Raw genomic sequence first — 18,508 nt, 5'->3', positions numbered from 1 at the left:
AGCTATGCTGCTTTTGTGCTTCGTCGCTGCGCTCCTCGCAATGACGGGCGACTTCGAATTTGTTCCGTATTGAATCGAAATACACAAGGTCCGAGCCCATGCAGGTTGATCTGAAGGCCCTCGAATTCCCCGCGATCCAGCGTCTGCTGGAGCGCCTGACTGCCACGCCCTATGGCGCCGACGCCGCGCGCGGGCTGGAACCGGCGCCGAATCTGGATGCGGCGCGGGCGCTGCAAAAGGCGGTGACCGTCGCACGCCAGCGTCTGGATGCCGGCACGCTGCCGCGGCTGGGCCAGCTGCCGGATGTGCGTGCCGCGCTGCGCCAGGCGGCCAACCCCGGTTCGGCCTTGCCGGTACAGGCCCTGCACAATCTCCAGGTCATCATGCGCCAGGCCCGTGAACTGGCGGATCAGTTGGCCGACACCCCGGAGATCTATCCGGCGGATCTGAACAAGCTGTACCCACCCGAGGCACTGGAAGAGCGCCTGGCTGCCTGCCTGAACCCCGGCGGCTCGCTGCGCGAAGACGCCAGCGCCGAGCTGGTCGAGGCCTTCGGGCAGCGCGGGCGGCTGCGTGACGAGGTCGAGGCGGTGGTGAAAAAGCGCCTGGCGGACTCCGATCTTGCGCAGAAGGGCGAGGATGCGCTGAAGGTGCAGTGGCACCAGGAGCGCGCAGTCATGGTGCTGCGCGGCGACGCGGCCGGGGCGGTCAAGGGTGTGCGTCGGGGCACCGCGATGGGTGGGCGCGACCAGATCGTGGAGCCGATCGAGGCGGTCCCGTTGAACAACCAGCTCGATACGGTCAACAGTCAGATCAACACCGAACAGCAGCGTCTGTTGCGCGAGCTGACCGATGGGGTGCGCCAGCATGGCGAGCCGTTGGACCTGATGCTGACCGCGCTGACCTGGATTGATCTGGCCTCGGCCGCCGCACAGCTTTCGGCGCAGATGAATGCCCATGCCCCGAGGCTGGAGCCCGAGGCCGGCGTGGAGCTGATCGAGGCCTACCACCCGCTGCTGCTGTTGCAGTTCGCCGAGGGGAACGGCCCGCAGCCGGTTCCCCTGTCGATCCGGCTGGATGGCGAGCAGCCGCTGTTGCTGATTACCGGCCCGAACACCGGCGGCAAGACGGTCGCGCTGAAGACCCTGGGCCTGCTGGTCACCATGGCCTGGTGCGGGCTGCATATCCCGGCCGAGCAGGACTGTCGCATCGGTCGTTTTGATCGGGTCATGGTCGATGTCGGTGATCATCAGAGCCTGTTCCACCATCTGTCGACCTTCGCCGGACATGTGGAGGTGCTCAAGCGGATCCTCGACCATGCGGGTTCCGAGAGCCTGATCCTGCTGGACGAGCTGGGTACCGGTACCGACCCCGACGAAGGTGCAGCCCTCGCCATGGCGATGCTGGACGAGCTGCGCGCCCGCGGTACGCGCGGGATCGTGAATACCCACCTGGCACCGCTGAAGGATTACGCGGCGCAGCATGCGGGCATCGTGAATGCCTCGATGCAGTTCGACGCGGACACCCTGTCGCCCACCTACCGGCTGCTGATCGGCGAGCCGGGGGTCTCCTTCGGGTTGACCATCGCCGAGAAGAACGGCCTGCCACCGCAGCTGGTGGCGCGGGCCCGCGAGCATTTCGCCGAGCTGCCCACCGCGCAGGCCGGGGGCGAGCACAGCTGACCTTGCCGCGCCCGCTCGGTTTGACGTCGGGGCCGCCCAAACAGATCGCCACGTCGCTGCGCTCCTCGCGATGACGGTGCTCGCAACCCCGTCATTGCGAGGCCCCGCCAGGGGCCGTGGCAATCTCGCGGGACCGGCAGGCCGGCGGGGTCAGCCAGCCCCGTTTGCAGGTGGCTACATCGCTGGCTCCTCGCGACGTCTGCCGCGTGCCCATCCGCTTTATGGCGTGAAATGGGGGCGATTTCATATTAGAATGGTGGGCTATTTTGATTTGTGGTGCGTGATCGCCCGACGATCGTGCACAAGCCCCCGGTAAGGAAGTCGACCACCATGTCCGAGTCCGCAAGCTCCGCCACCGCCATCACCGGCGCCGAAATCTTCTGTCGCAGCCTCCAGGCCGAGGGCGTCGAAGTCGTATTCGGGTATCCCGGTGGTGCGGTATTGCACATCTATGATGCGCTGTACCGGCAGGACAAGGTCTCCCACGTGCTGGTGCGCCACGAGCAGGGTGCGGTGCACGCGGCCGAGGGCTATGCCAAGTCCTCCGACAAGCCGGGCGTGGCCCTGGTCACCTCGGGCCCCGGCGCGACCAACGCGATTACCGGGATTGCCGATGCCTACATGGATTCGGTGCCGCTGGTGGTGTTCACCGGCCAGGTGCCGACCAGCATGATCGGCAACGACGCCTTCCAGGAAGTGGATACCGTGGGGATCACGCGTCCCTGCGTGAAGCACAACTTCCTGGTCAAGGACGTGAAGGACCTGGCGTCCACGATCAAGAAGGCCTTCTACGTGGCGACCACCGGGCGTCCCGGCCCGGTGGTGGTCGATATCCCGAAGGACGTGACCGCCGATACCTGCGTGTTCGAGTACCCGGAGAGCATCCACATGCGCTCCTACAACCCGACCACGAAGGGGCATACCGGCCAGATCCGCAAGGCGGTGGACCTGATCCTGTCGGCCAAGCAGCCGATGATCTACACCGGCGGCGGCGTGATCCTGGGGCGTGGCTCCGAGGCCCTGACCGAGTTCACCCGCCAGCTGGGCTATCCGATCACCAACACCCTGATGGGGCTGGGTGGCTATCCGGCGTCGGACAAGCAGTTCCTGGGCATGCTGGGCATGCACGGCACCTACGAGGCCAACATGGCCATGCACCACGCGGATGTGCTGATCGCCATTGGCGCGCGCTTCGATGACCGCGTGACCGGCAACATCGAGAAGTTCTGTCCGCATGCGAAGATCGTGCACGTGGATGTCGATCCGTCCTCCATCTCCAAGAACGTGAAGGTGGACGTGCCGATCGTCGGCGAGGTAGAGCCGGTGCTGCGCGAACTGATCAAGGGCCTGAACGAGGCCGGCGGCAAGCCGGACGCCGAGGCCCTGGCCACCTGGTGGAAACAGATCGCGGAATGGCAGGCGCAGGACTGCCTGAAGTACGACCAGACCTCCGGGCTGATCAAGCCGCAGTACGTGGTGCAGAAGTTCTGGGAACTGACCGAGGGCGATGCCTACGTGACCTCCGATGTCGGCCAGCACCAGATGTGGGCGGCGCAGTTCTATCGCTTCGACAAGCCCAATCGCTGGATCAACTCCGGTGGCCTGGGCACGATGGGCGTGGGTCTGCCGTTTGCGATGGGCGTGCAGTTCGCGCATCCGGAGGCGACGGTGGGCTGCATTACCGGCGAGGCCAGCATCCAGATGTGTATCCAGGAGCTGTCGACCTGCTTCCAGTACCAGCTGCCGCTGAAGATCCTGAACCTGAACAACCGCTACCTGGGCATGGTCCGGCAGTGGCAGGAGTTCTTCTATCAGGGCCGCTACGCCATGTCCTACATGGATGCGCTGCCGGACTTCGTGAAGCTGGCCGAGGCCTATGGCCACGTCGGTATCCAGATCACCCAGCCGGGCGACGTCGAGGGCGCGATCAAGGAGGCCCTGGCGCAGAAGGACCGCCTGGTGTTCATGGACTTCATTACCGACCAGTCCGAGAACGTGTATCCGATGATCCCGGCCGGTGCCGGCCAGAACGAAATGATCCTGGTCTGAGCCGGGTACAGGGAAGAGCCGTATGCGTCATATCATTAGTGTCCTGCTGGAAAACGAATCCGGTGCCCTCTCGCGGGTGGCCGGGCTGTTCTCCGCACGGGGTTACAACATCGAATCACTGACTGTCGCGCCGACCGACGACCCGTCGCTGTCGCGCATGACCATCGTCACCAGCGGTTCCGACGAGATCGTCGAGCAGATCACCAAGCAGCTGAACAAGCTGATCGACGTGATCAAGCTGCTGGACATGACCGCCTATCCGCACATCGAGCGCGAGATGGCGCTGGTCAAGGTGCGTGTGCCGGAGGCCGCCGAGCGCGAGGAGGTCAAGCGCCTGGCGGATATCTTCCGCGGCCGGATCATCGACGTGGCCCATGACAGCTACGTGATCGAGATCACCGGCGAGGGCTCCAAGCTGGACGCCTTCCTCGTGGCCCTCGACGCGTTTACTGTCCTGGAGGTCGTGCGCTCCGGCGTGATGGGCATCGCCCGGGGCGACGTCGCCCTGCAAATCTGAATCCCCGGGCCCGGCCCCCGTTGCGGGGGCGGGGCTCGTTTGTTTGCCATGGGCCCCGCTGGGGGCTGATATCAAGGAAATTGCGATGAATCTTTACTACGACAAAGACGCCGATCTCTCCATCATCAAGGGCATGAAGGTGGCCATCATCGGCTACGGTTCGCAGGGCCACGCCCATGCGAACAACCTGAAGGACTCCGGCGTGGACGTGACCGTCGGCCTGCGCGACGGCTCCAGCTCGCGCGCCAAGGCCGAAGAGGCCGGCCTGACGGTGGCCGATGTCGATGCCGCGACCGCCGGCGCCGACCTGATCATGGTGCTGGCCCCGGACGAGTACCAGGCCGCGCTGTACCGCGATGTGCTGGAGCCGAACCTGAAGCAGGGCGCGACCCTGGCCTTCGCCCACGGCTTCGCGATCCACTACAACCAGATCGAGCCGCGCAAGGACCTGGACGTGATCATGATCGCGCCCAAGGCCCCGGGCCACACCGTGCGTTCCGAGTTCGTGCGTGGCGGCGGCATCCCCGACCTGATCGCCATCCAGCAGGACGCCTCCGGCAAGGCGCGCGACATCGCCATGTCCTACGCCTCGGCGATCGGCGGCGGGCGTACTGGCATCATCGAGACCAGCTTCAAGGACGAGACCGAAACCGACCTGTTCGGCGAGCAGGCCGTGCTGTGTGGCGGTGCCGTGGAACTGGTCAAGGCGGGCTTCGAGACCCTGACCGAGGCCGGTTATGCCCCGGAGATGGCCTACTTCGAGTGCCTGCACGAGCTCAAGCTGATCGTCGACCTGATGTACGAGGGCGGCATCGCCAACATGAACTACTCGATCTCCAACAATGCCGAGTACGGCGAGTACGTGACCGGCCCGAAGGTGATCAACGAAGAGTCGCGCTGGGCCATGCGCGAGGCCCTGCGCAACATCCAGAACGGCGAGTACGCCAAGCAGTTCATCCTGGAAGGCGCGATGAACTACCCGTCGATGACCGCCAACCGACGCCTGAACGCCGCCCACGAGATCGAGCAGGTCGGCGAGCGTCTGCGCTCCATGATGCCGTGGATCACGGCCAACCAGCTGGTCGACAAGTCCCGCAACTGATGCGAGGCCCTGCGATGGACATTCCGGTCTGTCGCAGGGCGTCCTCTCTCTCGAGCACCCGATGCTGTTTCCGCTAGCTCCCGAAGGCCGTCTGTTCGTCATCATCGCCGCGTGGATGACGGTGATTACGCTGCTGGTCGGGGAGGCGGAGCTGGGCCTGTTCATGGTGATCCTCACCGTGGCCCTGATGGGGCTGTTCCGGAACGTGCGGCGCAAGGCCCCGGCACCGGCCCTGGGCGTGATCGCCCCGGCTGATGGGACGATCGAGTCGATTACCGAGACCCGGGATCCGTTTACGAAAAAGCCGGCGGTCTGCATCCGCCTGCGTCAGCGCCGCCTGGGCGAATACAACGTGCACGCCCCGCAGGAGGCCGAGATTCGCGAACGGGTCTGGCCCGGCAAGGAGACCGACGAGGTGCCGGATGCCCAGCTGGAGGGGCGTCTGGCCTATGCGCTGGAGACCGACGAGGGCACCCGGCTGACCCTGGCGCTCAGCGTCGATCACTGGCCCCGCATGGTGCGCATGCAGAACAACGTCCCCGGCAACCGCCTGGGACGCGGCAAGCGCATGGGCTTTGCCGGCTTTGGTGGTACCTTCGAGGTCTGGCTGCCGGTCGGCGCGCAGGTGATGGTCGAGCCGGGGCAGCGGGTCCTGGCGGGTTCGGCCTTGCTCGGCGGGTTACCCGAATCCGAGGCGACCGGGGACGACGAGAGCGCGGCGGAGGTGCTGCAATGAGTGCAGGGGACGAAGGCGACCGACGGACGGATCCCGAGCCGGACTACATCGAGGGCGAGGATACCGTCGCCGACGACCAGCCGCCGCATCGCCGGCGCCGCCGTGGGGTGTATCTGCTGCCCAACCTGTTCACCACCGGGGTGCTGTTCTCCGGATTCTTCGCCATCGTGTCCGCAATCAATGGCGAATACATCACCGCCGCCATCGCGATTTTCGTGGCCATGGTGCTGGACACCCTGGATGGCCGCGTCGCGCGCATGACCGATACCCAGAGCGAGTTCGGCGCGCAGTACGACTCGCTGTCGGATCTGGTGTCCTTCGGTGTGGCCCCGGCGCTGGTGGTCTACCTCTGGCAACTGCACGACCTCGGCAACTTCGGCTGGGTGGCGGCGTTCTTCTTTGCCACCGCCGCGGCCTTGCGCCTGGCGCGCTTCAACAGCCGGCTCGCGGTCAGCGACAAGCGCTTTTTCCAGGGGCTGCCAAGCCCCGCCAGCGCCGCGATCCTGGTGGGCATGGTCTGGGTGCTGGAGGACTGGGGCATCCCGGCGGAGCTGGCCGACCCCTATCTGGTGGGCATCCTGGTGGTCACCGTGCTCGCCGGGGCGGCGATGGTCAGCAACCTGACCTACTTCAGCTTCAAGGACATGGACTTCAAGCATCGGGTGCCTTTCCTGGCGATTGTCGGGGTGGTGCTGGCCCTGATGCTGCTGGCCCTGGATCCGCCCAAGGTCCTGCTGGCGGCCTTCGTCATCTATGCCCTGTCCGGGCCGCTACTGACCCTGGAGCGCTGGCGCCGGCATCGTCGCCGGGCGCCGTCGGGGGAGTAACCGCGTGTCGCTGTCGGTGCGCCAGCGCCGCATCCTCGCGGACATGGGCATTCCGGTGTGGCGCTCGCGCATCGCGCTGGAGGACAAGACCGAGGCTGCGGCGCCTCCGACGGAATCCGTCCCTGTGGTGGGCGAGCGCGCCGAGGTCGTGGATGCCGGGGCGCCGGACGCCGCGGTCGATACCCTGGACTGGGAGACCCTGGAGGCGCGGGTGCGCGGCTGCCATGCCTGCGCCGAGCTGGCCCGCGAACGCACGCAGACCGTGTTCGGGGTGGGCGACCCGCGCGCGCGCTGGCTGTTCGTCGGCGAGGCCCCGGGTGCGGAAGAGGACCGCCGTGGCGAGCCCTTCGTGGGTCGTGCGGGGCAACTGCTGGACAACATGCTGCGGGCGCTGGGCCTGGACCGGAGCCGCGACGTGTTTATCGCCAACGTGTTGAAGTGCCGCCCGCCCGGGAACCGTGACCCGAACCCCCAGGAGTCCGCGGCTTGCCGCGGGTTTCTCGATCGCCAGATCGAACTGATCCAGCCAGAGGTCATTGTGGCGCTGGGGCGTGTAGCGGCCCACGCCTTGCTGGCGACGGACGAGCCTCTCGGTCGGCTGCGCGGCACGGAGCAGCGCTACCAGGGCGTTCCTCTGGTCGTGACCTACCACCCGGCCTACCTGCTGCGAAAGCCGGGCGACAAGGCCCGTGCCTGGCAGGACCTGCAGCGCGCCCGGACCTGTCTGTCAAAACCGCTCACTGATTGAGGGATTGGGAACCTTGACCGAGTCGCAGGGTTCCGAACCAACGACACCTCGCCCCGTCCTTTCCTTCACTGCTGCTGGAGAAGCCTGCGTCATGAGTGCCGAACCCCGCGTCCAGCCCGAGTTGCGCCGCATGCAGGTGGCGGATGTGGAAGGCGTGATGCGCGTGGAGCGCGAGGCCTATGCGTACCCCTGGACCGCCCGCATCTTCGAGGACTGTCTTCGGGTGGGTTACGACTGCTGGGTGCTGGCGGTGGATGGTCGCCAGGTGGGGCATAGTGTACTGACGGTGGCCGCCGGCGAGGCCCACCTGCTCAACCTTACGGTGGACCCGCGCTGGCAGGGCAACGGGCTTGGCCGTTTCATGGTCCGTCGCCTGTTTGACTATGTCTGCAGTCAGGATGCAGAGGCGTTGTTCCTCGAGGTGCGCCCATCCAATGTGGCGGCGGTGCAGCTCTACCGCTCCGAGGGCTTTGAGCATATCGGTACCCGTCCGCGCTATTACCCGCTCCCCAGCGGCCGCGAGGATGCCTGGGTGCTGACGCGTCGCTGCGCCGCACCCGCCGGGGCATGATGTGTCGGTTCGGCGCCGGAGTGTGAAGTCAGTCACAGCGTCGGGTGCAAAATCCGTAACCCGGTCGGGTTTTGCCGCCTTGGGTTCTCGTCCCGGGATCTCCGCGTTGTGGCGGTCACCCCCCGGGTCTATGATCGAACTCGGTATTGGCCCCGACTCCGGATGAGGTAACCCATGTCCCGATCCCTACGTGCATTGTTTGTTTCGCTCCCCCTGGCGCTGCCGCTCCTGGCTACCGGAGGGCTTGCCCATGCCCAGCAGGCCTTCGGCTATGACGAGGCCGAGCGCCAGCAGGAGCTGCTGGAAGTCTGGTACGAGATCCGTGAAAGCAACGCACAGAAGGGCAATACGGCGGCGATGTTCGACGTGGGCATGGCGAACTACGCCGGGCGCGGCACGGCGGTGGACTACGATCAGGCCCTGCGCTGGTTTGCTCGCGCTGCGGATGCCGACCACGCCAGTGCGCATTACTATCTGGGTTACCTCTTCGCGACCGGCAAGGGCACCTCGGCCGACGCCGAACGCAGTCACGAACACTACTCCCGCGCGGCGGAACTGGGTCATGCCGATGCCCAGTACTGGCTGGGCAGCCATCTGGCCAATGGCGAGCAGGATCCGACCGCCGCACTCGAGTGGTTGGGCAAGGCGGCAGATCAGGGACTGCCTGCCGCGCAGTATTATGTGGGGTTGATGCACGAGAATGGTCAGGGCACCTCGCGTGATCCGGCCGCCGCCGCGCGCTGGTATACCGCTGCAGCGGAGCAGGGCTACCGGCATGCCCAGATCGGGCTGGGTCGCCTGCACCAGAACGGTCGCGGGGTCGAACGTGATCTGGTGCAGGCACATGTCTGGTACAGCATGGCGGACGACCGGGAACGCCTGGCCTCGCTGGAGACTCGCATGAACAACCGTGACCTGGTGACTGCCCAGGGGCGCCTCAAGGAACAGAACGCCGCGCTTCAGGCGGCCTCGGCGCGCTGATCGGGCAGCGCCTGAACCCATGCAAACGGCCCCGTTTTTCGGGGCCGTTTGCATGTTGGGCACCCGGAAAGATGAACCGGACCCGCGCTTTCGCGTTAAACTGACGGGCTTGATTCAAGCGGCCCGTATTCATGTCCTTTATCGAGGAAACCCGCCGACGCCGGACCTTCGCGATCATTTCGCACCCGGACGCCGGCAAGACCACCATGACCGAAAAGCTCCTGCTGTACGGCGGCGCGATCCAGCTCGCCGGTACGGTCAAGGGGCGCAAGTCAGCGCGCCATGCCACCTCCGACTGGATGGAGATGGAGAAATCGCGTGGCATCTCGGTCACCTCTTCCGTCATGCAGTACCCGTACAAGGGCCGCATGGTGAACCTGCTGGACACCCCGGGACACGCGGACTTCTCCGAGGACACCTATCGCACGCTGACCGCAGTGGACTCCGCGCTGATGGTGATCGACGCCGCCAAGGGTGTCGAGGAACGGACCATCAAGCTGATGGAGGTCTGCCGGCTGCGCGATACGCCGATCATGACCTTTGTGAACAAGATGGACCGCGAGGGCCGCGATCCGATCGAGTTGCTGGACGAGGTCGAGGAAGTGCTGAAGATCCAGTGCGCCCCGATCACCTGGCCGATCGGCTCGGGAAAGCGCTTCCGTGGCGTCTATCACCTCCGCCGCGACGCGGTGCATCTGTACGACCCCGAAGAAGGCGGCAAGAAGTCCACCGGCGAGATTATCGAGGGCCTGGGCAACCCGCGCCTGGACGAGGTGCTGGGGCCGCAGGCCGGGGAGCTGCGCGAGGAACTGGAGCTGGTGCAGGGCGCCTCGCACGCATTTGACCCGGAGGCCTACCTGAGCGGTGCGCAGACCCCGGTGTTCTTCGGCTCGGCGATCAACAACTTCGGGATCGAGGAACTGCTGGACGACTTCGTCGAGTATGCTCCGGGCCCGTTGCCGCGCCCGACCCACTCGCGCAAGGTAGAGCCGACCGAGGAGAAGTTCACCGGCTTCGTGTTCAAGATCCAGGCGAACATGGACCCGAACCACCGTGACCGCATCGCCTTCATGCGCATCTGCTCGGGCACCTTCGACAAGGGCGCCAAGCTGCGCCACGTGCGCATCGGGCGCGACGTGAAGATCCCGGACGCGCTGACCTTCCTGGCCTCCGACCGCGAGCATGTGGAGACGGCCTATCCCGGTGACATCATCGGCATCCACAATCACGGCACCATCCGCATTGGGGATACCTTCACCCAGGGCGAGGACCTCACCTTCACCGGGGTGCCGAACTTCGCCCCGGAGCTGTTCCGTCGCGCGCAGTTGAAGGACCCGCTGAAGATGAAGCAGCTCGCCAAGGGGCTGCAGGAGCTGTGCGAGGAGGGTGCGACCCAGCTCTATCGCCCGTTGACCAACAACGACCTGATCCTGGGGGCGGTCGGCGTGCTGCAGTTCGAGGTAGTCGCCGAACGCCTGCGCACCGAGTACAAGGTGGAGGCACAGTTCGAGAACGTGAACGTCCAGACGGCGCGCTGGGTCGAAAGCGATGATCCGAAGAAATTCGACGAGTTCAAGGAGAAGGCGGCGACCAACCTGGCCATCGACCACGGCGGCGATCTGGTCTATATCGCCCCGACCCGGGTCAACCTGCAGATGGCGCAGGAGAAGTGGCCGGAGATCCGCTTCCAGTCGACCCGCGAGCACGGCCAGCCGACGGAGTAACCTCCGCGCTCCTAACTACCCCCTCGGCGCGCGGGACATTGGCCCGTCATTGCGCGGAGCGAAGCGACGAAGCAATCTCCCGTGGGCTATCGGATCTAGCTGGGGTGCGAGCTTCTGGAGGGTGCCGCGGCGCCTTCGGCGCCTCGCAATGACGTTGCATCTTGCCTGCGCAGGAGGTTTGCATGGCGTTGAATTTCCGATGGACCCCGGCCCTGGTGGTTGTAGTGCTGGCGCTGGGCGTTGGTGCCTGTTCGGTGCACAAGACCGAGACCCGGGGTGACGGGCCCGAGCCGCGTCCGGGCACGGTCGAGCAGATGAACCCGTTCCTGCATTTTCTCGAGAGCCGCCCGACACCCGCGGAATTCGGGCGCGTCTACCCCGACGTGATGCTGGTGCTGCCCGGCGACATCGTGACCCAGGAATACCGCACCGATCACAGTCGGTTCTTCGCCGATCTGGACGACGACGGCCGGATCCTTGGCGGCGAGTTTCGCTGATCCCGCGATGCTGCAAATCTCCAACAGCGTGAGCGTCCCCGAGCACGAGATCGAGCTGATTCCGATCCGTGCCCAGGGGGCTGGCGGCCAGAACGTCAACAAGGTCGCTTCGGCCATTCACCTGCGCTTCGATATCCGCGCCTCCGGCCTGCCCGATGTCTACAAGGAACGCCTGCTGCGCCGCCGCGATCAGCGCATCAGCAAGGAGGGCGTGATCGTCATCAAGGCGCAGCAGTACCGTACCCAGGAGGCCAATCGCGAGGACGCGCTCGAACGCCTGGCGGAGCTGCTGCGCGAGGCGGGCCGCCCGATCAAGGCGCGCAAGGCCACGCGGCCGACCCGCGCATCCAAGCTGCGCCGCCTGGAGGGCAAGACCCAGCGCGGCCGCAAGAAGGCCCTGCGCGGCCGCGTCGACCCGGACTGATTCACTTCTCGGTTCACCACGAAGCGCACGAAGCAATGAAGGAATTCAAGGGCGTATTCAGCACGAAGGACAAGGAGAAATTCGAAAGGCTCTGATGTGCGTGATCCGTCAAGGGTGCGGGGTGCCGCCAAGCGCACGCAGCAGCGGCGGTTAACCGGCGGTAACCCGGGCTGCAATCAATACCCGTATCTCACTTCCACTTCCACTTCGCTGTTTTCTCTGTCCCCTCCGTGGTGAACAAGGGTTTAGTCCCCGGCGTTCGGGCTTGCGTTGGCGGTGGTGGGTTCGTGTTCCTGCTGGTGTTGCCACAGGCGGGCGTAGGCGCCGTTCCTGGCGAGGAGTTCGCGATGGGTGCCGCGTTCGACTACGCGGCCCTGATCCAGCACCACGATCTGTTCGGCGTCCTTCACGGTGGACAGGCGGTGGGCAATGACCAGCGTGGTGCGCCGCGCCGAGACCTCGTTCAGGGCCTGCAGGATGGCCTTCTCCGAGCCCGAGTCCAGTGACGAGGTGGCCTCGTCGAATACCAGGATCGGCGGGTCCTTGAGCAGCATGCGGGCGATGGCGATGCGCTGTTTCTCGCCGCCGGAGACCTTGAGCCCGCGTTCGCCGACCACCGTGTCCAGACCGTCGGGCAGGCGCTCGATGAAGTCGTCCAGGTGCGCCAGGTGGACCGCGCGCAAGATCGCCTCTTCGGACGCTTCCGGGTCGCCGTAGGCGATGTTGTAGCGAATGCTGGAGTTGAACAGCACGGTGTCCTGCGGGACCACGCCGATCGCGCGGCGCAGGCTCTGCTGGGTCACCTCGCGGATGTCCTGGCCGTCGATGGTGATGCGCCCGTCGGTCACGTCAAAGAAGCGGAACAGCAAACGCGCGAGCGTGGACTTGCCGGCCCCGCTGGGCCCGACCACCGCGAGCTTGTGCCCGGCGGGGATCTCGAGCGAGACGTCCGCGAGGATCGGGCGCTCCGGCTGGTAGTGGAAGGCGACCTGTTCAAAGCGCACCTGCCCGCTGGTGACCTCGAGATCCGGTGCGTCCGGCCGGTCCTCGACCTGCACGGGCTTCTCCAGCAGCCCGAACAGGCGCTCGATGTTCGCCAGCGACTGGCGGATCTCGCGATAGACGAAGCCAAGGAAGTTCAACGGCATGAACAGCTGGATCATGTAGGCGTTGACCATGACCAGGTCGCCCAGCGACATCTGCCCCGAGGCCACGCGGCTGGCGGCCAGCAGCATCATCACGGTGATCGCGCCGGCGATGATCAGGGCCTGCCCCGAGTTCAGCAGCACCAGCGACAGCACGTTCTTGGTGCGCGCCTGTTCCCAGGTGGCCAGGCCCTCGTCGTAGCGGCGGGCCTCGAAGCCCTCGTTGCCGAAGTACTTCACCGTCTCGTAGTTCAGCAGGCTGTCGATCGCGCGGGTGTTGGACTCGTTGTCGCGCTGGTTGGCCTCGCGGACGAAGCGGGTGCGCCACTCGGTAATCCACACCGACCAGGCAATGTAGGCCGCCACCGCGATGATCACCGTCAGGGTGAATACCGGGCCCACCGCGATCAGCAGGATGACCGCGACCATCGCGATCTCGATGATGGTCGGCAGGATGTTGAACACCATGAAGCGCAGCAGGAAGCTGATACCGCTGGTGCCGCGCTCGATGTCCCGCGCCAGCCCGCCGGTCTCGCGCGCCAGATGGAAGCTCAGCTCCAGCCGATGCAGATGTTCGAACACGCGCAGGGCCGCCCGCCGCATGGCGCGCTCGGCCACCCGCACGAAGACCGCGTCGCGCAGTTCCCCGAACAGGGTGCCGCCAAAGCGCAACAGGCCGTAGGCCACCACCAGTGCCACCGGTACTGTCACCAGCGCGTCGGTGCCGGAATCCTCGAAGTGATCGACGATGTATTTCAGTGCCAGCGGGACCAGCACGGTCGCCAGCTTGGCCAGGCCCATCAGCCCGAGGGCGAGGAACAGCCGCCCGCGGAACTCCGCGAGATAGGGGAACAGGGAGCGAACGATGCGCCAGTTGATCGCCTCGTCGGGCGCATCGTGCACGCTGGAATGACCGCGCATGGGGGAGTCCGGGGCTGGGTAGGTCGCTTACTTTAGAGAGGCGCGGCGGAATTCGCACATGGGCGCGCGTTGAGTAGCGGCTCATCCCTGCGTCCGAGGAAGGTCAGCGGTGGATGCGGTAGCCCTCGCCCCGGTCCTGTTCCAGGTCGACCCGCAGACGCCGGATCGAGTTCACGTGCCCTGTACCTGGTTGCGCCCGGCATTCTTGGCAGCGTACAGGGCGCGGTCGGCGCGATCGACCAGGGCCTCCGCGCTCTCGCCTGGGGTCAGCTGGGCCACGCCGAAGCTGGCGGTCAGCGTGTGTCCGGTGTCGAAGTCGGTGGCCTCAAGGGTGCGGCGCAGATCCTCGGCCAGTTGGCTCGTGGCCACGACATCGCCCTGCGGGCACAGGATGAGGAATTCCTCGCCACCCCAGCGGGCGGCCCGGTCGGTTTCGCGGATGCGGGCGGCGATCAGGCGACCGACCTCGGTGAGTACGGCATCGCCGCGACCGTGCCCCAGGGTGTCGTTGATCGGCTTGAAGTGGTCCAGATCCATCATGATCGCGCCAAGCAGGCCCCCGTGACGTTCGGCCCGCCGGATTTCGTCGGCCAGCATCTCGCTCGCCTTCATGCGGTTGTGCAGGCCCGTCAGCGGGTCGGTGGTGGCGAGACGTTCCAGGCGTCTCTGGGCCGCCTCCAGGGAGTGTGTTCGCTCCCGGACCAGGCGTTCGAGCACATGCGCGCGCTCCTCCAGCTCCTTGACCGGGTACGGCTCGTCGGCATCGTGGACGCTGGCGGGGAAGGAACCGTGCAGGTGTTCCAGGTGCCAGCCGTCGCCGGTCCGGTGCAGCAAGAGGCTGGCCCGCAGCCCGTTCAGTCGCACCCGTTGTCCGCGGGTGTCGAGCAGCATGTCGAATACCAGCATCACCAGGGCGACCTCATCCGTGGCGAGGCGGACGTCTTCGCGGTGTATCTCGTAGTCGAACGGTTCCGGGACCTGTTCGATGTCGCGTCCGACGACGCGCTCCACGTCCTCGGGTGTGAAGGCCGCTTCGTCGCCTCCGGTTCCGAAGCCACTGACCTGGGGTGCGTGCCACCCGAGTACGCGTGCGAGGTCGCGCTCACGCAGCCAGGCGTCGAGGTAACCGTGAACGACCTGGCGGATGGCGGCCTTGCCGTTGGAGGGCATCGAGATCAGTCGATGCCGACGGCGCGCTGCTCCTGGCGGATCCACGCGATGATGTGGGCGGTGTCCTCGCCGGATACGCCGGCTACCGGCGGCATCTCGCCAAATTCCCAGTGGTGCTGGTGCACGCCCAGGGCCACGGCACGATGGAAGGTGATATCCGGGTGGTGCGAGGGTTCGTAGATCCGGTGGATCAGCGGTGGACCCTGGTCGGTACCGCGGGCATCCTCCCCGTGGCACTGCATGCAGTTGGCCCGGAACAGCGAGCGGCCGGCCTCGGGGGCGGCGGCGAAATCCTCCGGCGGCAGGCTGTAGTCGAGCTGCGCCGTGGAGCCCGAGGCCGCGTTCGACTCGCTGGCGGGTGCCTGCGCGGCCGCGTCGCCGGTGTCCGAATCCGGAGCCTCGGAGCAGGCGGCGAGCGTCAATAGCGCGAGACAGACAACGGGCAGGAGGCGGACGGGGGTCGGCATTGGAACTCCGGAGAAGAGGGGCTGGGTTGGCAGTCTAGCGTGGCGGGTGTTATCGCGGAAAGGCGCAAAAAACCGAATCAGCGCCTTCTTGAAAGTGTCGGTTGCGGGCGGCGCAGGGTGATTCCGACGCCTGTCGCTTGCAGCGGTGCCGGGCATTCGGCAGTCTTGCCCGCCTGTCATCTTGTTTGGAGTGTATCCATTGGAACCCTCGGGTCTTGCAGCTGGAGAAGCGCAGGGAAGCGCTCCGGCGGCGGCGCTACTGGAGATCCTGCGCGAGACCTTCGGCTATACGGAATTTCGCGGCCAGCAGCAGGCGATCGTCGAGCACGTGACCGGTGGTGGCGACGCGGTGGTGCTGATGCCCACCGGCGGCGGCAAGTCGCTCTGCTACCAGATCCCGGCGCTGGCGCGATCCGGCTGCGGCATCGTGATCTCGCCCCTGATCGCGCTGATGCAGGATCAGGTCGCCGCCCTGCGCCAGAACGGCGTGGCCGCGGCCAGTCTCGACTCCGGCCAGAAGGCGGACGAGGCGCGTTCCGTGCTGGCGGCCCTGCACGCCGGCGAACTGGATCTCCTGTACATGTCGCCAGAGCGGCTGTTTGCCTCGGGCATGCTGGAACGCCTGGAAGGCATCGACCTCGCCCTGTTCGCGATTGACGAGGCGCACTGCGTCTCGCAGTGGGGGCATGACTTCCGCCCCGAATACAGTCAACTGGCGGTTCTGGCCGAGCGTTTTCCACAGGTGCCGCGCCTGGCCCTGACCGCGACCGCCGACGGCCCGACCCGCCAGGAGATCCGCGAACGGCTGTGCCTCGATCAGGCGCGCGCCTTCGTCAGTTCCTTCGACCGCCCCAATATCCGCTACCGCATCGCCCAGGCAGACGGCGGCCGGGGCGGCTCGGCACGTGATCGGCTGCTGCGCTTCATCCGCGAGGAACACGCCGGGGAGGCGGGGATCGTCTACTGCCTGTCGCGCAAGAAGGTGGACGCCGTGGCCGAATGGCTGGCGGAGCAGGGTGTCACCGCCCTGCCGTATCACGCCGGCCTGCCGGCCGCGACCCGCGCGGCGAACCAGACCCGCTTCCTGCGCGAGGAGGGCGTGGTGATGGTTGCCACCATCGCCTTCGGCATGGGCATCGACAAGCCGAACGTGCGCTTCGTCGCCCACCTGAACCTGCCGAAGAGTCTGGAGGGCTACTATCAGGAGACCGGTCGCGCCGGCCGCGACGGCCTGCCGGCCAATGCCTGGATGGTCTTTGGGTTGCAGGATGTCGTGACCCTGCGCCAGATGCTGGAGGGGTCGCAGGCCGGGGCCGAGCGCCAGCGGGTCGAACAGCAAAAGCTGGAGGCCATGTTGGGCTTCTGCGAAATTACCAGCTGCCGCCGCCAGGCCCTGCTGGGATATTTCGACGAGCACATGCCGGAACCCTGCGGGGCCTGCGACAACTGCCTGGAGCCTCCGGCGACCTGGGATGCCAGCGTGCCGGTGCAAAAGCTCCTGTCCTGCATCTATCGAACCGGCGAGCGCTTCGGCGCCGGGCATGTGATCGACGTGCTGCGCGGCTCGGCCAGTGAGCGCCTGACCCGTCTGGGGCACGATCGTCTGAGCACCTTCGGTATTGGCAAGGAACTCGACAAGGCGCAGTGGCGCGGCGTGGTCCGGCAGTTGCTGGCGCGTGGGCTGCTGCGCCTGGATGACGAGGGTTACGGCGGACTGAAGCTGGATCCGGCCTGTCGCCCGGTTCTGCGAGGAGAGGAGGGGATTCACCTGCGCGAGGAGGCGGCCCGTCCGGAGAAGGGGGCACGTACCGCCAGCCCGGCACGGCGTGATACGGCCCGTACAGTCGCGGCGATGGACACCGAGGATCGCTCCCTCTGGGAGGCGCTGAGGGGCCTGCGTACCGAGCTGGCGCGGGATCAGGGGGTGCCGCCCTACGTGATCTTCAGCGATGCCACATTGCTGGAGATGGTGGCGGCCGCGCCGCGCACCCATGACGAGATGGCCGGGATCTCCGGGGTCGGGCAGCACAAGCTGGAACGCTACGGCGATGCCTTTATCAAGGCCATCGAGGGGCATTTCGGGCTATAGTGGTGCGAAAAACCACACCAAATGATGCGTTCGGGGAGACCGCGTGACCGATACCCGCTTCCTTGAGGATTTCTACCGCCTTCGCGACGGTCAGCTGGTCGTAACCCCGGAGCAGGGCAGCGACTTCGCCAAGACCCTCGCGGGCGACTTCAATCCGATCCACGATGCCGACAACCGGCGCTTCTGCGTCCCGGGGGATCTACTGTTTGCCCTGGTGCTGGACACCTACGGCGCGAGCGCGGACATGCTTTTCCGTTTCACCGGCATGGTGGGAGGCAATGTGCCCCTGGTCTTTCCGGAAAACCCGGGCGCGGCCTTTGCCATTACCGACGAGAGTGGCAAGAGCGTAATCGAGGTCGAGCGTTCGGGGGCGGTGATCGACGAGCCCAGTGCGATCGGATCCCTGATCCGCAGCTATGTCGGCTTTTCCGGGCAGAACTTCCCGCACGTGCTGGTGCCGCTGATGGAGGAGCACGGCGTGATGGTGAACCCCAAGCGGCCGCTGGTGATGTATGAGCGCATGGGTTTTCATCTGCCCGAGCCGCTGGCAGCCAGCGCAGGGGTGCCGGAGCCCCGTCTGAAGGATGCAGTGATGACGGTCAATGGCAAGCGCGGAGAGATTCGTCTGGACTACGAACTGGTCATCGACCAGTCGGTGGTTGCCGACGGCAGCAAGCACCTGGTGCTGAGCGGGCTGCGCGCGTTCGATGCCGCCGACGTCGAGCGGCTCGTCGCCGACTACGAAAGCTGGAAGGCCGCCTATTTCAATCAGCCGGCCGGGACCCGCGCCCACGCTTGAACTTCAGGAGTCACCACGAAGCACACGAAGGCCCGAACAAAGGCCAGGTCAATCCGCCA

General features: G+C 66.2%; 17 protein-coding genes. 14 read left to right on the top strand and 3 right to left on the bottom strand.

Going from position 1 to position 18,508, the window contains the following annotated elements:
- Nucleotides 1-98: 98 nt before the first annotated feature.
- From F618_RS0106075 to arfB, 12 genes are all read left to right on the top strand, one after another.
- The gene (locus F618_RS0106075; RefSeq protein WP_019568047.1) at nt 99-1,682 is read left to right on the top strand and encodes a DNA mismatch repair protein MutS; all 1,584 of its coding nucleotides are present in this window, start codon (nt 99-101) and stop codon (nt 1,680-1,682) included.
- A 330-nt stretch (nt 1,683-2,012) separates the two neighbouring features.
- Nucleotides 2,013-3,731 carry a biosynthetic-type acetolactate synthase large subunit gene (gene ilvB, locus F618_RS0106070; protein ID WP_019568046.1) on the top strand — a complete coding sequence of 573 codons (1,719 nt, stop codon included), beginning with the start codon at nt 2,013-2,015 and terminating at the stop codon, nt 3,729-3,731.
- A gap of 22 nt (nt 3,732-3,753) precedes the next feature.
- Entirely contained in the window at nt 3,754-4,248 is a 495-nt protein-coding gene (gene ilvN, locus F618_RS0106065; RefSeq protein WP_018143980.1) for an acetolactate synthase small subunit, read from the top strand.
- Nucleotides 4,249-4,333: 85 nt separating this feature from the next.
- Nucleotides 4,334-5,350 (top strand): ketol-acid reductoisomerase, encoded by a 1,017-nt coding sequence (gene ilvC / locus F618_RS0106060; protein WP_019563448.1) that lies wholly within the window; start codon nt 4,334-4,336, stop codon nt 5,348-5,350.
- Nucleotides 5,351-5,411: 61 nt separating this feature from the next.
- Nucleotides 5,412-6,086 carry a phosphatidylserine decarboxylase gene (locus tag F618_RS0106055; protein ID WP_018938865.1) on the top strand — a complete coding sequence of 225 codons (675 nt, stop codon included), beginning with the start codon at nt 5,412-5,414 and terminating at the stop codon, nt 6,084-6,086.
- Nucleotides 6,083-6,913, top strand: coding sequence for a CDP-diacylglycerol--serine O-phosphatidyltransferase (pssA, locus tag F618_RS0106050; protein WP_018176075.1), 831 nt, complete (start codon nt 6,083-6,085; stop codon nt 6,911-6,913). Before F618_RS0106055 ends, pssA begins: the two co-directional genes overlap by 4 nt.
- A 4-nt stretch (nt 6,914-6,917) precedes the next feature.
- Complete coding sequence (locus tag F618_RS0106045; protein ID WP_019568045.1) at nt 6,918-7,661, top strand: uracil-DNA glycosylase family protein; 744 nt, start codon at nt 6,918-6,920, stop codon at nt 7,659-7,661.
- A gap of 91 nt (nt 7,662-7,752) precedes the next feature.
- Complete coding sequence (gene rimI / locus F618_RS0106040; protein ID WP_018938867.1) at nt 7,753-8,232, top strand: ribosomal protein S18-alanine N-acetyltransferase; 480 nt, start codon at nt 7,753-7,755, stop codon at nt 8,230-8,232.
- Nucleotides 8,233-8,406: 174 nt separating this feature from the next.
- Nucleotides 8,407-9,213 (top strand): tetratricopeptide repeat protein, encoded by an 807-nt coding sequence (locus F618_RS0106035; RefSeq protein WP_038050166.1) that lies wholly within the window; start codon nt 8,407-8,409, stop codon nt 9,211-9,213.
- A 131-nt stretch (nt 9,214-9,344) separates the two neighbouring features.
- Nucleotides 9,345-10,937 (top strand): peptide chain release factor 3, encoded by a 1,593-nt coding sequence (locus tag F618_RS0106030; protein WP_019563445.1) that lies wholly within the window; start codon nt 9,345-9,347, stop codon nt 10,935-10,937.
- Nucleotides 10,938-11,119: 182 nt separating this feature from the next.
- The gene (locus tag F618_RS0106025) at nt 11,120-11,434 is read left to right on the top strand and encodes a hypothetical protein (RefSeq protein WP_019568044.1); all 315 of its coding nucleotides are present in this window, start codon (nt 11,120-11,122) and stop codon (nt 11,432-11,434) included.
- A 7-nt stretch (nt 11,435-11,441) separates the two neighbouring features.
- Nucleotides 11,442-11,858 (top strand): alternative ribosome rescue aminoacyl-tRNA hydrolase ArfB, encoded by a 417-nt coding sequence (gene arfB / locus F618_RS0106020; RefSeq protein WP_018143971.1) that lies wholly within the window; start codon nt 11,442-11,444, stop codon nt 11,856-11,858.
- Nucleotides 11,859-12,103: 245 nt separating this feature from the next.
- Here the strand turns inward: arfB and F618_RS0106015 are convergent, their stop codons facing one another.
- The 3 genes from F618_RS0106015 to F618_RS0106005 all read right to left on the bottom strand — a co-directional run bounded on the left by F618_RS0106015 (nt 12,104) and on the right by F618_RS0106005 (nt 15,561).
- Complete coding sequence (locus F618_RS0106015) at nt 12,104-13,924, bottom strand: ABC transporter ATP-binding protein/permease (RefSeq protein WP_018951124.1); 1,821 nt, start codon at nt 13,922-13,924, stop codon at nt 12,104-12,106.
- 171 nt (nt 13,925-14,095) lie between these two features.
- On the bottom strand, nt 14,096-15,094 hold the full coding sequence (locus tag F618_RS0106010) for a diguanylate cyclase (RefSeq protein ID WP_019568043.1): 999 nt from the start codon (nt 15,092-15,094) through the stop codon (nt 14,096-14,098).
- Between the two features lie 5 nt (nt 15,095-15,099).
- Nucleotides 15,100-15,561: a c-type cytochrome gene (locus F618_RS0106005; RefSeq protein ID WP_019568042.1), complete on the bottom strand. Its 462-nt coding sequence runs from the start codon at nt 15,559-15,561 to the stop codon at nt 15,100-15,102.
- Nucleotides 15,562-15,760: 199 nt separating this feature from the next.
- Here F618_RS0106005 and recQ point away from each other — a divergent pair, with 199 nt between their 5' ends.
- Together recQ and F618_RS0105995 are read left to right on the top strand one after the other, a co-directional pair.
- Nucleotides 15,761-17,650, top strand: coding sequence for a DNA helicase RecQ (gene recQ / locus F618_RS0106000; protein WP_019568041.1), 1,890 nt, complete (start codon nt 15,761-15,763; stop codon nt 17,648-17,650).
- 43 nt (nt 17,651-17,693) lie between these two features.
- On the top strand, nt 17,694-18,449 hold the full coding sequence (locus F618_RS0105995; protein WP_019563439.1) for a DUF3581 family protein: 756 nt from the start codon (nt 17,694-17,696) through the stop codon (nt 18,447-18,449).
- The last annotated feature ends 59 nt before the right edge of the window (nt 18,450-18,508 follow it).

Origin of the sequence: Thioalkalivibrio sp. ALMg13-2, from assembly GCF_000381185.1 — a bacterium.
In the GTDB taxonomy this organism is placed as follows: Bacteria; Pseudomonadota; Gammaproteobacteria; order Ectothiorhodospirales; family Ectothiorhodospiraceae; genus Thioalkalivibrio; species Thioalkalivibrio versutus.
The sequence above is the reverse complement of the archived record's forward strand: the minus strand, read 5'-3'. Positions and strand labels throughout refer to the sequence as shown.

What these genes read in the sequence shown, in the direction of transcription:
- F618_RS0106010 (WP_019568043.1), bottom strand. Translation starts at nt 15,094, where the DNA reads ATGCCCTCCAACGGCAAGGCCGCCATCCGCCAGGTCGTTCACGGTTAC.
- pssA (WP_018176075.1), top strand. Translation starts at nt 6,083, where the DNA reads ATGAGTGCAGGGGACGAAGGCGACCGACGGACGGATCCCGAGCCGGAC.
- F618_RS0106035 (WP_038050166.1), top strand. Translation starts at nt 8,407, where the DNA reads ATGTCCCGATCCCTACGTGCATTGTTTGTTTCGCTCCCCCTGGCGCTG.
- F618_RS0106015 (WP_018951124.1), bottom strand. Translation starts at nt 13,924, where the DNA reads ATGCGCGGTCATTCCAGCGTGCACGATGCGCCCGACGAGGCGATCAAC.
- F618_RS0106075 (WP_019568047.1), top strand. Translation starts at nt 99, where the DNA reads ATGCAGGTTGATCTGAAGGCCCTCGAATTCCCCGCGATCCAGCGTCTG.
- rimI (WP_018938867.1), top strand. Translation starts at nt 7,753, where the DNA reads ATGAGTGCCGAACCCCGCGTCCAGCCCGAGTTGCGCCGCATGCAGGTG.
- ilvB (WP_019568046.1), top strand. Translation starts at nt 2,013, where the DNA reads ATGTCCGAGTCCGCAAGCTCCGCCACCGCCATCACCGGCGCCGAAATC.
- F618_RS0106055 (WP_018938865.1), top strand. Translation starts at nt 5,412, where the DNA reads ATGCTGTTTCCGCTAGCTCCCGAAGGCCGTCTGTTCGTCATCATCGCC.
- F618_RS0106030 (WP_019563445.1), top strand. Translation starts at nt 9,345, where the DNA reads ATGTCCTTTATCGAGGAAACCCGCCGACGCCGGACCTTCGCGATCATT.
- F618_RS0106025 (WP_019568044.1), top strand. Translation starts at nt 11,120, where the DNA reads ATGGCGTTGAATTTCCGATGGACCCCGGCCCTGGTGGTTGTAGTGCTG.
- F618_RS0106005 (WP_019568042.1), bottom strand. Translation starts at nt 15,561, where the DNA reads ATGCCGACCCCCGTCCGCCTCCTGCCCGTTGTCTGTCTCGCGCTATTG.
- ilvC (WP_019563448.1), top strand. Translation starts at nt 4,334, where the DNA reads ATGAATCTTTACTACGACAAAGACGCCGATCTCTCCATCATCAAGGGC.
- arfB (WP_018143971.1), top strand. Translation starts at nt 11,442, where the DNA reads ATGCTGCAAATCTCCAACAGCGTGAGCGTCCCCGAGCACGAGATCGAG.
- ilvN (WP_018143980.1), top strand. Translation starts at nt 3,754, where the DNA reads ATGCGTCATATCATTAGTGTCCTGCTGGAAAACGAATCCGGTGCCCTC.